The sequence below is a fragment of the Prosthecobacter fusiformis genome (assembly GCF_004364345.1).
GTDB lineage: Bacteria > Verrucomicrobiota > Verrucomicrobiia > Verrucomicrobiales > Verrucomicrobiaceae > Prosthecobacter > Prosthecobacter fusiformis.
In genome coordinates this window covers 1-16,263 of the sequence record NZ_SOCA01000013.1, presented here as the reverse complement: position 1 = coordinate 16,263, position 16,263 = coordinate 1, and the positions used below count along the sequence as shown (strand labels likewise).

Genomic DNA, 16,263 nt, shown 5'->3' with positions numbered 1-16,263 from the left:
TATTGCCTTGCGGGGCTAGAATCACCTGGGCAGGAATTGGCAAAAGGTCGGTTCTTTAGGTCTCGGAAAGCAGGGGCTGGGCATTCGGCACAGAGCCTTTGGGGCAGGCGTCGCGGGGAGGTGTCAATACTTTGTATCTGCATAAGAATAAGGTTTAGCATGCTGAAACCGCTCTTTTTTTGGAACGAAATTTAATCTCGAACCTCGCTCCAGGATCTCGTTAAAAGCCGGGGAAATTCACGAAAATTCCGATTCACCTACGAATTGGAGGATTCGGTGTCTTCCCCGACCCCCAACCCCCACCCATGAGCCACCTTAAACGTCCCCTGTTTCGAGTCACAGTGACCGCGAGCATGATGTGTTTTCACCTCCTCGCCCTGACGCATCCGTTTGCGGCACCGACGACCTGGACGGCGGGAAGCGATGATAACAACAACTGGGCTGATGGCAGCAATTGGGACACGCTGGTGGCACCCACTTTGGTGGATGATGTGTTCTTTGTTTCACCGATTCCAAATACAGCTCCGCTGCTTAATCCGGAGATTATTGTGCTGGCGAACGGCAGCCTGGCCAACCAGATCACCTTCAATGACAGCTACCTGCTCTCGGGGGGCAGTGTGGAGCTGGGCAGTGGGCTCATGGATGTGAATTTCCTGGATACGGTGTCTGTGGACAGTTTACTCACCGGGACGGCAGGGTTCAATAAAGCAGGACGGGGGACCCTTTGGCTGACGAATGCCAGCAATAACTATACAGGAGTGACCACCGTCAGCAATGGCACCCTGATCATCAGCGACGAGGCCCAGTTGGGAGCCTCTACGGATGCCGTAATCATCACAGGCAATACGTCCGTGGGCAATGGGGGGGGAAATCTTCTGCTGCTCAGCGGGTGGGATTCCACCCTCGAATTTGAGCGGGATCTGAACATCAGCGGCGGCGGCTCAAACAATTTTGGTTCGGCTTTGACGACGGTAGGCAATGTACACCTGACGGGTGATATCCAGACGAGTGCTTCAGGGGGGCAGGATACGCGTATTGCCTCCAATTTTGGCAATCTTCAGATCTCCGGCACCCTCACCATCAGCCAGGGGACCACACGCAGTTTGACCACTCAGGGGGCGGGTAACATCATGGTGGACGGATTGGTGACAGGAATAGGGGGTATCACCAAAACGGGTATCGGCGGGATGACGCTGACGAATGTAAATAACGACTTCACCGGCACGGTCCGGGTGGATACTGGTTCCCTGCGCGTTTCATCCTCAGCCGTCATTGGCACCAGCACGGCGGTCGCCTCCATCGGCCTCAACGGAGGCATCTTTGAAATCCGTTCCGATGCTCCTGATTTTCAGAATAAAAACATCCAGCTTGCAGGCAGTAGCAGCACTGTGTTTGTGGACCGGGCTATCAATGGCAGCGGCCTGAATGTGGAAGTGGACATGGGTAATTTTTCCTTTGGCGGCAGCAACCGCAACCTGACCCTAGGCGGGCGCAACGGTTATACCGTGCATTTAACGGGTCTGGATGGTGAGATGGGCGGAGGTGGTGGGAATCAGACCACACTGACCAATAATGCCCGTTTGGCTACGCTGGATGCGAACCTTTGGAAGAACAGTGACAGCACCGCCCGCGTGCTGACGCTCACCGGAACGGGGAATACCATCGTCACCGGGGGGATCCTCGCTACGGGTGGGGCGCATGTCTTGACCAAGGGCGGCACTGGCACGCTGACCATCCTGGGGAATTCAAACTATACGGGTGCCACCAACACCAGTGGCGGTGCCTTGCTCATCTCCGGCTTTGGCTCCCTGGGGGCAAATCCTGGCTCTAGCACCGCAGCGGTAAATATAGGCAGCACCACCACCACGGCTGGGATCCTGACCTACCTGGGCCAACCTGGCACCGGAGCAGGGGAGACGACCACACGCACCATCAACTTAAATGGCACCTCGGCCGCTGTCACCCTCAATGCCGACCAGGCGGGCACCGCACCTTCGGCACTCATCTTCACTTCAAATTTCACCGCTACCGGTTTGGGCAACAAGATCCTGACTTTGGGCGGGACCAATAAGCTGGATAACGAAATCCGTGGGGCTATCCCGAATTCCACCGGTTTTACCACTTCCCTCCAAAAGTCGGGCGTGGGTACCTGGAATTTGTCTGGAACGAATACCTATACGGGTACGACGACGATCACCGATGGTGTGCTGAAGGTGCGGGCAAATGCGGCATCATCCACCATCATTCAGGATGCCTCCGCCATTCTTTTCAATGTGGATACGCTGACCCAGGCCGCTGGCGGCACGCTGGAGTTTGTGGGCCGGGATGCTCAGAACAACATCGAGACCCTGGGCGCGCTGACGCCGACTGCCGGAGCTGGTACGATCCTGCTGACGCCGGGTGCTGGCGGCACGGCTTCCCTGGTCTTCTCCTCCTATGCCGGGGCCACTAACGGCGCCGGCTATGGACTGAATATTGTCGGTTCAGATGCTTCGAATAAAGTGACATTGACGGGCGTGGCTACCGGGCTGGTGAGTCCTAACGTTTACTTCGATAGCTCCCACTTCGCGTATTCGGATGGCGGCGTGCTGCGTGCGCCAGTTTATGGGACGGATGCAAACTTTGTGACATCCGCCACCGCTCTGACCACAGGCGTGAACAACGAGATCACCGGCAGCTTCAATGCGGATGCCGTTACGATCAGCACGCTGCGTATCAATGGAGCCCACACGCTGACTTTGAATGCCTCCCAGACCCTCACGATAAATGTTGGCGGAGCAAACACAGCCGGGGGCATCCTGGCCACGGGCGGCAACTCCACCATCACGGGTGGCACAGGCATCACCACCGGTGGTGCAGGTGCCCTGGTGGTGCGGGTGGATGGGGAAGTGGACAAATTGACCATCGCTTCCATCCTGACCAGTGGTACGAGCGGTGGCCTGACGAAAAACGGCCTGGGTACTCTGGTCCTGAGCGCAGTCAATGCCCAGACAGGTGACACACACATCAATGAAGGGACTCTCCAGCTTTCGGGCAGCAGCAGCCGCATTAGCGGAGCCAGTGCGGCATTGAATATCCGCCAGGGAGCAACCCTGGATCTCAATGGAGTCAATTCCGGTACAGCCATCGGCATCTTTAACGGGGCGGGTACGGTCACGAACTCCGCTGCCACCACCACGGCGATCCTGACAGTAGGGAATGGCAATGGCATTGGTAATTTTACGGGCTTGATTGAGGACGGCGCGGGCAAAATTTCCGTATTCAAAACGGGGTCTGGATCTCAGACGTGGAGCGGGCTGAATACTTATACCGGCAGCACCACCATCGCCTCCACCGGGGTAGTCTCCGTGGCATACTTGGCGGATATTGGAGAGGCCAGTGGTATCGGCATGGGTGATGCCGATAACAACGCGCAGAGCCTGATCTTTACTGGCTCCACGGGCGGGCTTAGCTACACGGGACTGGAATCTATCAGCATCGACCGTGAATTCACCCTGGGAGGTACCGGTGCGCGCATTCAATCCAACGGCCAAAATAATGCCACCCTGATCTGGAACAGCACCTCGGCCCTGACCTTTGGCACAGGCATCACGGCCGCTCAGCTCCTGACTCTGGGCGGGGCATCCATTGGTGATAACCAGTTTGATCTACGGATCATCAATAATACTAACGGTGGTGCAGCTACCAGTGTGACCAAGGCGGATGCGGGCCTTTGGATTTTGGGTAACCAGTCCAACAGTTACAGCGGCTCCACGACCATCAGCGGTGGTGCGTTGCGCGCTATTGATGGGGGCAGCCTGCCAACCACTAGCGCCCTTGTTTTAGGCGGGGGCGTGCTGGAGACTCACGGTACTTTTGACCGCGCGCTGGCTTCTTCAGCCACCGCTGGGAGTGTGCATTGGAGTGCAGGGGGCGGATTTGCTGCCTCCACGGACCGGCTCTTGGTGGCCATTGGCGGCACAGCCAGCCCGACGGACTTGACCTGGGGCAGCGGCGGTTTCATGACCTCCGGCAGCTTGGTCCTTAGCTCCACCACCGCTCTTTTCGATGTTGAAATGGTGAATAACATCAATCTCAATGGTGCCGTTCGAACGATCTCCGTCAGCGACAACACCAGCACCGCCTTTGACTTCGCCACCCTGTCTGGCGACATCAGTGGCACTGGGACCAGCGGCATCACCAAGTCCGGCAACGGGCGCCTGCAATTGCTGGGGGCGAATACCTATGAGGGCAATACCTCCATCAGCGCAGGTGCCCTGGTCGTCACCTCTGTCGGTGGTAGTGGGATGGCCTCCAGCAGCCTGGGGGCAGGCACTGGGGCGCTGAGCATTGGCAGTGGCACTACCGCAGGCACACTCATTTATGTCGGCAGCGGAGAGACTTCGGACCGGTTGATTAACATGGCTGGCACGGCCTCCAGCACGACCAGTCCTGGTGGGACCACCATCGAGTCCAGTGGTACGGGGGCACTCATCCTCCGTAATGTGGTGAACTCGGGCAACTACATCGCCGCACGCACCAAGACGCTGACGTTGCAGGGCCAGAACACGGATGCCAATGAGATTAGTAGCAACCTGGCCAATTTCGACGGTCCTTTAGCCGTCACCAAGACAGGCGGCGGGACCTGGATCCTGTCTGGGAACAACATCGGAATGACCGGCACGGTCAGCGTCAGCGCAGGTGCTTTGGGGATCGGCCATGACAATGCGATGGGCTCTGGAAACCTGACGGTTTCCAACAGTTATCTTTTCGCCCAAGGCGGTGACCGGATGCTGACAAACACTGCCATCTTCACCGTGGCCGGGAATACGGTGGCATCCTTTATCGGTGAGCATTCCATCAGTATTGATGCGACAACGTCCATCCTTTTTGGCAGCAGCAGCGGCAGTTCCACCATTACCAACAACCTGATTGAGGGTGAAAAGCTGACGCTTGACGCTCCAGTCATGCGCAACAATGACAGTGGGTCCGCCCGCACGATGACCTTCAACGGTTCCGGTTATACTATCGTCAATGCCAACATCACGGACAATCCCAGCTCCACGGTCCGCGCCTCCAACATCACTTATTCTGGGACTGGCACGTTGGAACTGAATGGTAACAACAGCCACTCCGGCCCCACGACCATCAGCAATGCAGCGGCGAAGGTGATCCTGGGTACGGATAGCGCATTTGGGACGGGAAATGCCATACTGACCACAGGCACTCTGTTTTCCAACGGTACCGACCGCACCATCGCCAATAACGTGACCCACGGTGGCACTTTCGCCATCGACGGGGAGGATAAGTTCACCTTCAATGGCATGTGGCTGAACAGTGGCGGCAACCGCACCCTCACGGTAAATACCACTGGCGGCGTGGAGCTGGCTGGCGAGGTGCGTCTTTCTGAAAGTACGGGGACGACGGCGCGCACGCTGACGCTCAACGGAACGGGGGATGTGCTCATTTCAGGCGTTATTTCCAACGGCACCGGAACCGGCAACAGCGCCTTCAGCTATACAGGCACAGGCACGTTGACGCTCAACGGCGTAAATACGCACTCAGGCAATACCACCATCAGCAATGCCGCTGCCAAGGTGATCCTGGGGACGGACAGCGCCTTTGGAACGGGCACTGCATTGCTGACCACAGGCACTCTGTTTTCCAACGGCACCGACCGCACCATCGCCAATAACGTGACCCATGGCGGCACTTTCATCATCGCCGGGGATGACAAGATCACCTTCAACGGCATGTGGCTGAACAGCGCAGCCAGCCGCACGCTGACGGTGAATACCACCGGGGAGGGAGTGGTGCTGGCTGGGGAAGTGCGCCTTTCTGAAAGTACGACTACGACGGCCCGCACGCTGACCCTCAACGGCACAGGGGATGTGCTCATTTCAGGTCTCGTTACCAATGGCCTGAGCTCAGGTGCGAGTGCACTCGCCTATTCCGGTAGCGGCACGCTGACTTTGACTGCTGCCAATACTTATACCGGCACAACGACGCTGAACAACAACAATGGTACCCTGCGGCTGACGGGCGCAGGCAAGCTGAGCACGGGCAACCTGACGGTGACTGCGGGCAGCCTGTTCATTGAAGGCGCGGATCAGTCCGTGGCTACCCTGACCATGGGTAACTCAGCGGGCACCTCGGCGCTGATTGATGTGGGTGCAGGCCGCACCCTGAAGGCCACCGCCATCACCTACAGCGGCACCACCACCCTGGCCGCCACCATCACGGGAGATGGCACGCTGGATCTGGGCACCAGTGGCATCACCGTCAGTGTCGCTGACAATGCGGCTTTGGATGCGGACATGATCTGGAGCATAGATAACCTCATCGGCAGCGGTGTGTTTACAAAAACGGGCAATGGCACCCTGGATCTCAGCGGCATCGCCAACAACGATTTTGACGGCACCTTCACGGTGAGTGCGGGCGCGATCATGGGATTGGGCGCACTGGATAACAATCTATTGCTCAATGGTGGTGTGTATCAGAGCAGCGGCACCTTCACCCGCAGCCTTGGAGCCGGGGATAATCAAGTGCAGTGGACCACGACCACGGCGGGCGGCGGGTTTGCTGCTGCGGGTGGTCCCTTGACCGTGACGCTGGGCGGGGTGGCGACACCGCTTTCCCTGACCTGGGGTGAACAATTTTTTGTTCAGAGCGGGGCCCCTTTGATCTTTGGCTCCGTGACGGCCAACGATGTGGTGACCTTCACCAATGACATCAATCTAGCCGGTGCCGAGCGCACCTTCAGTGTGGCGGACAATACCTCCTCCACGGCGGACAAAGCTGTGATCTCCGGGGTGCTCAGCAACGGCGGCATTACCAAAACGGGCAACGGCGCTTTGGAACTGGCCGGGGACAATACCTTTGAAGGGGCCATCACCGTCTCGGCTGGTACTCTTCAATTCAGCACCGTCAGTGACAATGGCGGCGGCCCGAGCAACTTGGGCCAGGGCACCAATGGCATTACTCTCAGCGGTGGGCGCTTGCAGTTCATCGGCGGTGCGGACCAGGAAACGGACCGGGGCATTACTTTCACAACCACCGGCATTCTGGATGCCTCCGGCACGGGCGGGGCCACCATCACCTACACGGGTGTGTTTAATCCGGGGGTCAACAGTCTGAATCTGGAAGGTACAGGCTACGGCATTTTCGCCGGTGAGTTCGTGCAGACCAGCAACACGGGAGACCTGAACAAGAACGGCACCGGCACCTGGAGGATGGATAGTGCTACGACCATTGTGGACAATCTGGTCATCACCAGCGGTGAACTGATCTTCAATGTGGCCAATGCCTTCACAGGCGATGATCTCTTCATCCGGGATGCCCTCCTCACGCTGACGGTGAATGGTGCGCTAACCACCGATGTGGATGATTTTAACATTTCCACAGAGACAGCCAGCGGCGGTATCCTGGACATCCATGGAACTACAGGCTCCACGGTGACAGAAATCCTGATCGGCCGTACAGCTGCAAACAATGTGTCCTCTCCGGATCTTTCCGGCAGCATCATTGACAGTGTGGGGGGCGGGTCATTTGGTGCCACGACCATGAGCATACGCAATGGTGTCGTGGAAGTGGATATCGCCATCAGCGGCACGACCAATCTGGGGGCGACCATCAGTGCAGACAATGGCGGCTTAAACTATGGCAGCGGCAGCATCACCGGCTCGCTGAGCCAGGGTGGCAGTCTGGTGCTCAACAATGGCAGCATTTCAGGAGACATCACCTTTGGCAGCGGCAGCACGCTGACCAAGAACTCGGTCAATACGGTCACGCTCTCCGGCGATAACACCGTGACCGGTGCTGGCATTTCCACAATCAATAACGGCATCCTGGTGCTGGACTACACCGACAACACGGGTGCCAAGATCAGCGCGGCGGGCCTAACCATGAATGGTGGCACCCTCCAGATCGACGGCCATGCCAGCACGGCGGTGACAACGAATGCAGGAAACCTCACCCTGGGTTCTTCCACAGATCCCGCGCCTGCCGTCGTGCGCATCAATACCGCCGGTGCGGCGGCCACCCTGCAGGTGGGCAGCATCACGCGGAATCTGGGTGCCACCCTACGTTTCAATCCCTCCACCACTTTGGGGAGTCTGGTCACCACGGCCGAGAACGGGGCAGGGGATATCCTGGGCGGCTGGGCCACTTACCAGTTAGGCAATGGCAGTGCTGTTTTTGCCACTATCATCGACGATAAGATCACCGGATTTGACAGCACTGTGATCAATGATGTAGCCATGTGGACAGCCGGGGCCGATATCACGGAAAGCACCGGCTTTACCGGCACCTTGGCCAGCAGCCTCAGCATCAACAGTCTGCGTTTTGATGCCGCCTCCGGCAGCACGGTCACTGTTGGAGCGGATGAAACGCTGAACATCGCTAGCGGTGGTATCCTCATCACCAGCAACGTGAGCGGCACGGCAGGCATCAGCGGCGGGTTCATCAGCAGCGGCACGAACGAGCTGATCATCACGCATGACGGCACGGCTGATTTTAATCTCACCTCCCGGATGAACGGAACGCTGGCGCTGACAAAGGCGGGCTCCGGCACCCTGGTGCTGGACAGCGCCACCAACACCTCTAACGGCACGCTGCGTCTTTCCGGCGGCACCGTGCGGTTGCAAGGCGGCAATGCCCTGGGTGACCGGGCAGCGGTGATTATGGAGGCGACGACCGGTGTGGTCCTGGACGTGGTGGATTCTGAAACCATCGGCGCCCTCTCCGGCGGCAGTTCGACCAACTACAAAAACATGCAGGTCAACATAGCCAATGGCGAGACGCTGACCATCAACCAGATCGCTGGCGGGACTTTCTATGGCAATATCAACGCCACCTCCGGCTCGGCCACGCTCACCCGCATCGGTGCCAGCACGCTGGTGATCACGGACGGTTTCTTGAACCTGGGGCCGCAGGGTGTGGTCAACGTCAGCGGTGGTCGCCTGACCATTGATATCAATGGAAACAACAACCAGCTCACCCAGGTGCCATCCGGCACAACGGTGAACGTCAGCGATGGAGGCAGCTTCTTTATTGAGCACCACGGTATCACGGTGAATACGGGCACACCTGGACGTGTGGCCAATGATGTGCCGTTCTTCCTCAACAGCGGTGGTTCCACCACGGATTCCCTTTTCTACCGTCATGACCAGGCGGATGACCACATTGAACAGATTGGCGTGGTAACCTTTGGCTCCGGTGTGAGTTCCGTGCGTGTGGATGCTACAAGCTCTGACGCTGCCGCCCTTTCCGTCCTGCGTGCGTCCTCCATTGTGCGTCAAAACCAAGCTACCATGGTCTTGCGTGGTCTGGGCACTCAAAACACCACAGGCAGGCGCGGCCAGTTCCAGTCTGCGGCCGCCTTCACCGGCTATGGCACTGGCACCACCACCAGCCTGCCGGTCATTCCGTGGGCCATCGGCTCATCTGCGGGGGGGACGGTAGCGGCAGACAGCTTCCTCACGACCACCGGTGGGGCCAATGCAACCTGGCGGCCTTTGAATCTCAGCACCGAATACCTCAACGTGACGAATGCGGTGACTTGGGATGCGGTGACGAATACTCAAAACGTGCTGGTCAGTGCCAGCACCACCGCCGCTGCCGGTAACAAGGCTCTGCGTGCGTTGCTTATATCAACAGGCACCGGCATCGTGGATCTGACGGGTGACGGCACCGGCCCCCTCACAGTGGAGAGCGGCGGTTTCCTTTTCAGCGGCACAGGCTCCTCAACGCTGAGCGGATTCACAGGCATCAATGTCAGTCCGACGGCGGGTGAATACGTTTTCCACGTGATGGGCTCTTCCGCCTCCATTGACTCCGCGCTCACCACGACCGGGGCAAACCTTACCAAATCTGGTCCTGGCACTCTGATCCTGACGGCCAGCAACTTGGGCCTGGACAGTGTTGCTATCAATGAAGGTGTGCTACAGATTTCGGATCTGGACAACATCGGCGGTAATGGTGGCGATCTCCTGTTTGCTAACGGTACTCTTCTGCTGGATGCCGCGTATTCTGGCGATGATCTCTCCGCCCGCAGCATCGCATTCCTCTCCGGTGTTGCCACCCTTGATACCAACGGCCATGATCTGGCGCTGGCCAACAGCATCGGTAATGGCGGGGCCGGCAGTTTCACCAAGACAGGCAATGGCATCCTGACATTGAATGCCGCAGCCAGCTATGGCGGCACCACCACGATCACAGGTGGCACCCTGCGCTATGGCGTGGACAATGCCCTGCCGACGAGTTCCAATGTAGTGCTGAACCTGAGCACGCTGGACATGGGCAGCTTTGACGCAACCCTGGGCGGTCTCACACTGACGGCCAATGCCACCCTGTATGCGGAAGGGGATGTGATTTTCGACGGCATGCTCACGACCTCCACTTCCGCCGCGTCCCGTACCCTGACTGTCAATGGCGGCGGTAACGTCACCATCAATGGGAACGCGCTTATTACGGATTCAACTTCCGGCCGCACGCTGAACATCGCCGTCAATGACAGCGGCAGCGTCGTGCTGAACGGGTCATTCCTTAACGGCACTCCGTCCACGAGTTCCCTGGCCAAATTCGGCAATGGCAGCCTGGAACTGACCCAGCGTAATTTCTATACCGGAAACACCTCCCTGGGCAACAGCACCAATCTGGGAGGCACTCTGAAACTCAGCGGTGCTGCCACGCTGGGTGCCGGAACGCTGACGGTCAGCAACGGCACCCTGCTGCTGGAAGGGACCGTGTCCAGGCATGCAGTGACGACCCTGACGACAGGTGGGGGGCCTGCTGGCGGCTCGACACTGATCCGCATCGGCGATGGGGTCACCCTCGCCCCGACCGCCATCACCTTTTCATCCACCGGCAGCAATCTGACCACGATCATTGATGGAGATGGCACGCTGGATCTGGGCACCTCCGGCATCACCGTCAACATCGGCAACAGCTCTGCGGCGGAAGTGGACATGTCCTGGGAGATGGACACCGTCATCGGCAGCGGCCTCTTCACGAAGGCTGGCACAGGCACGCTCGACATCCGTGGCGTGACCAATTACAACTTCAACGGCACTTACCAGATCAATGCCGGGGCCATCCTGGGCCTGGACACAACGGGTAATTTGATCCTCAATGGCGGGGTCTTTGAGGGCTCTGGTGATTTCACCCGCAGCCTCGGTACAGGGAACAATCAGGTGCAGTGGGCCGCAGGTACGGCTGGGGGCGGTTTCGCCGCACAGGGCGACACCTTGTACGTCAACATCGGCGGCACAAACACGGACGGCGTGCCAGACCTGCCGCCCAGCACCCTGGTCTGGGGCAGCACGCAATATTTTGTCAGTGACGGTGCACCGCTCATCTTTGGCTCCCTCACGGCCAATGACGTGGTGAATTTCCAGAACAACATTGATCTCAATGGCGGCACCCGCACGGTCACTGTGACGGACAACACCACCGCCACGACAGATAAGGCCGTGATCTCCGGCGTGATCAGCAATGGCAGCCTGACAAAAACTGGCAACGGCATACTGGAGCTTTCCGGGGCGAATACTTTCAGCAATGTCAGAGTGACTACTGGCATCTTGCAGTTCAGCACTGTCACGGATGTGAGCGGAGCCGCCAGCAACCTGGGACAGGGCACCATCACTTTGAGCGGGGGCAATCTCCAGTTCATCGGAGCCGCCAGCCAGTCCACAAACCGTCCCATCTCCTTTACGGGTACTTCCAGCATGAGCAGCTTCGGGACGAATGATGCCGTCATCACCTACAGCGGAGCGATCAACGGCACTGCCGCTTTTGCGCTGAACCTCACGGGTAATGCCACCAGCTCCGGCGTCATCTCGGGCGGCATCACCCAGACAGGAACCTCGGCGGACGTGGATGTGAATTCCGGCACCTGGACCCTCAGCGGTGCGCTCAGCACACTGGCGGATGACCTGCGTGTGACCAACACCGGCTCTGTGCTGAATCTGGGCACCACGGGCAGCCTTTCATTCACTTCCGGCAGCAGCAATTACATCTACGCCCGCAACGGTGGCCAGGTGAACTTCCTGACCGATGATGTCACCAGCACCGCGCAGGGCATCGATGGCCTGCTGATCGGTTATGAAACTGCCGGTGTCGCAGGCATCCTGAACATGAACACGTTTAACATTACGGTCCCGCGTGTGGACTTGGGCCAGACTGGGGCCGGCCTGGAAGGCCTCATCACCGGCAATGGCGGTACCATCACGGTGAATACCAGCCTCAATCTGTATCGCGGCACGATCGAAGGCATCAACCTCACCGGCACGGCCAACACCGTTAAAAACGGCGCGGGTGAAGTGATCCTGAAAAGCAACAACACTGGCCTTAGCGGCACCACCACCCTTACCAACGGGCTCCTGCGCCTGGACTATACGGACAGCAATACGCAGAAGATCGGCAGTGGACTGCTGACGTTCAATGGCGGCACCCTGATCATGGACGGTCATGAGACCCTGTCCTTTACGGAAACGGTGAATGGTGTCACCCTGGGGTCAACCGCCGGGGCAGCCTCCATTCAGATCAACAACGTTGGCAGCCAGCAGCTGACCTTCGACATGGGAGCGGTCACGCGTCTGGTGCTGGGCACCACGATGAGCTTTGAGGCCTCTTCGGCCAATGCCATTTTCGTGACGACCTCCGAGAACCCGGACGGCTTTACCTCCCTGGGGGGCTGGGCTTCATACAGCCGCAGAGCTTTTGCCTCCGTGGATGTCAACGGTAACATTGTGGCCGCGACCACCGTGCTGAAGGATGACGTCAGCACCTGGCTGGCCGGAGACAATGTCAGCGATGCTTCCGGTTATACCGGAATCGTCGAAACTGGCAGCATCAACAGCCTAGTCTTCAATTCGGCCAACGCTTCGAATCTGGTCCTGGGTAGTGATGCCAATCTCACCCTTACCAGCGGGGGCATCCTCATTGCAGAAGGTGCCGCCAGCGCCAGCATCTCCGGCGGTGTCATCAGCAGTGGCCTGCCGGTGACTGACTCCACCATCCTGACAGAACTGATCGTGCACCAGCACAGCAGCAATGGCTTCACCCTCGCCTCTCTTGTAAATGGCAACCTGGCTCTGACCAAGAGCGGTGCGGGCACCATGATCCTGAATGGGGACAATTTATACACGGGGCAGACGACGATCAATGAGGGTGTCCTCAGCATCTCTGGCGGCAAGGCCATTGGTGACCGCTCCATCGTCACCCTGCGCAACCGGACAGGGGCGTTGCTGGATCTCAATAACAGTTCTGAAACCATCGCCGGTTTGGCTGGCGGCGGTGCGGACGGCGGCCGGGTGAACATCGGCACGGGTACTCTGACGCTGCTGAACAACTCAGGTACCACGCCCGTCTTTACAGGCACTCTGGAAGGCTCAGGCACCTTCATTAAAAATGGAGCTAACACCCAGGAGATGGAAGGGAACAGCACTTTGTTTACGGGTAACGTCATCGTTAACCAGGGGCTTCTGCACCTGGATTCCACATCTGGCATCCTGGTCAATGCCGCCAGCTTCACCATCAATGGTGCGGGCACCGTGCTCAGTGACCAGGAGGGTGACAATGACACCGACCGCATCGGCAATTCTGCCAGCGTGACCCTGAACTATACGGCTGGTAGCAACGGGCTGCGTATTCGCAATGACAATGATGAGGGAGAAATCCGTAACGAAACCATCGGCAGCCTCGTCCTCGGGGCCGGGCATAACGTCATCATGGTGGAGGCGAATAATGCGGCCGCGAATACTGCGGCACGCCTCACGGCCGCAGACCTCGTCCGCAACAACAAGGCCACGGTGCTCGTGCGCGGTTTAAGCCTTGGTGCCGCATCCGGCAGGCGCGGTCTCGTCACCTTCGGCACACTTCCCTCCGGTGCCATCGGCGGCACCGGTGCAGGTGGCACGGACCGCAGCATTTACCCCTACATGGTTGGGGATGCCAGCAGCTCCACGGCCCTGGGGAACAGTTTTGTCACCTATGATACGGGCAGTTCCAGTCTGCGTCCGCTGCTGACCACTGAATACATTCAAAATGAAGCCGGTTATAACGCGCTCGCCGCTTCCACGCAGAACAACGTCCGGTTCTCCGCCAGCACGCTGGCTGCACTGACTGGCGGCAGCAAGACCATCAATTCCCTGGTGCTGGATTCCAGCACGGCTGCAGTCACCGTCACCGGTGGAGCGGCGGATGTGCTCACCCTCAGCAGCGGTGCCTTGCTGGCTGCCACCACCACTGCTGCCAATGGCATGACCTTGAACGGCTTCTCCGAGCTGCGCACTGCCACGGATGAATACATCATGTATGTCACCAATGCCACCAGCAGCCTGACGGTGACGCCCTCCCTCACCACCAGTAATGCTTCCCTGACCAAGTCGGGTGCTGGCTTGCTGATACTTTCCAATGCCAGCACCTATACCGGCGGCACCTGGTTCAACCAAGGCTTCATTGAAGTCTCTGCACTGGACCGTCTGGGCAGCGGCGGGCTGAACTTCTTCAGCGGCGGTCTGCGCTGGGCCACAGGCTCCACCTTTGACCCGACAGTCCGTGACATGATGCTGGGCCTTGGCGGTGGTGTTTTTGATACCAATGGTAACAACGTCACCTTTGCCAATGCTTTTGGCAGTGGGGGGGCTGGCGGACTGTCCAAGCTGGGCAACGGTACTTTGACCCTCAATGCTGCAGGGGATTTCACTGGGCCAGCCTCCATCACCGCCGGTACCCTGACCTACGGTGTGGCCAATGCTCTGCCATCCGGCACGGATCTCACCCTTGCGGGAGGCATTTTGAACATCGGCAGCTTCGATACAGTCTTGGGCAATCTTGAATTCACTGGCAGCGCCACCATTACAGGATCGGCAGACTTGCTCTTCACCGGTAACTTCAATCAGTCCACCGGCAGCCGCACGCTGACCGTGACGAACACCGGGGTGACCACCTTTGATGGTGATATACTCTCCATCGCCAATGCCTCCACCACGGTACGCACCCTAGGGCTTGCAGTCGGCACGGGTGCGAAAGTGGTGATCAACAACCAGATCACCAATGGAAGTGCTGTAGGCAGTCTGTCAAAAACCGGCTCTGGGTTGCTGGTTTTGACTTCGGACAATTTCTACACTGGCAATACCGCAGTCAGTGCAGGAGGTCTCCTGGCCAATAACCCCAGCAGCTTCGCCTCCGCCACCGGCTCAGGCAATGTCACCGTGTCTGCCGGGGCCTTCCTGGGCGGCACGGGACGGATCTCTGGCGGTGTCACCACCACGGGGCGCATCACTCCAGGCTCCATGGATGCCCTGGGCGTCAGCACCATCGGCCAGCTGACGGTGGGCACGCTCACGGCCAACACCGGTTCCGAGCTGTTCTTCCAGATCGGTGGCGCAACGGTCATCGATACGGATGCTGTCGCCGCCTATCAGGCCAATCCTGGCACTTTTGTCATTCCCTCAGACTGGACTGACAGCTACGACTCCACCACCAAGCATGACCAGATCAACATCACTGGTACTGGGGTGCAGACCATCAACGCCACCCTCACCATCTCGGGCGATTTCCTGAATGGCTACGTGCCAGACTATGGTGCCGTCTTCCACCTGGTGGACTGGGCTTCCATTGATGACAGTGGTGCCGCCGGTACCCTGGCCGGAACGCACGGTTTCCTGAATCTGCCTGACCTCGGCGTCGGCCGGAGCTGGAATACGAGTTACTTCAGCTCCCACGGCATTGTCTTCGTCATCCCAGAGCCGAGCCGCATGTTCCTCCTGTTCTTCGGATTGTTCGGCCTCTTCTTCCGCCGTCGTCGTTGATTTAAATCGCTCACGCCTGCTCCCTCATGGGGCAGGGGACTCAGCCCGGATCCACCAGATCCGGGCTGATTTTTTTTTCGGTGTGGTTGCTCGCGCCAGCGAGTGGGGTTCCCTGTGGCTGCTCGCGCCAGAGACTGTGTCAAAACCCTTGAAGGGGCATTTTTGATGGGGCAACAGTTGTCATGAGCTACCTTCAAGGAGATGACCGCAGTCAGGCCTGGATGCTGCCGCAAAGCCTTGAGGACTACCTCAGCGAAGACAACCCCGTGCGCTTCATCGACGCCTTCGTTGATGAACTGGACTTCCGGCAGGCGAAGCTTCCTGTGGAGGCGGCGGCCACCGGTCGGCCAGGCTATGCACCGGGAGACCTGCTCAAGCTTTACCTCTACGGCTACCTCAACCGCGTGCGTTCCAGCCGCGAACTGGAACGCCTGACTCACCGCAACCTCGAAGTCATCTGGCTGCTCAA

Annotated in this window: 2 protein-coding genes; both read left to right on the top strand. The window is 58.7% G+C overall.

Features of this window, described 5'->3' with window-relative positions; all coding sequences use genetic code 11:
• Positions 1–305: 305 nt before the first annotated feature.
• On the top strand, positions 306–15,794 hold the full coding sequence (locus EI77_RS21235) for a beta strand repeat-containing protein (protein WP_133797327.1): 15,489 nt from the start codon (positions 306–308) through the stop codon (positions 15,792–15,794).
• A gap of 182 nt (positions 15,795–15,976) precedes the next feature.
• A partial coding sequence (locus tag EI77_RS21230; protein ID WP_133795664.1) for a transposase occupies positions 15,977–16,263 on the top strand: 287 nt, incomplete at its 3' end.

Bases quoted from the DNA above. Each gene is read 5' to 3' on its own strand.
- EI77_RS21235 (WP_133797327.1), top strand. From the start codon at position 306: ATGAGCCACCTTAAACGTCCCCTGTTTCGAGTCACAGTGACCGCGAGC.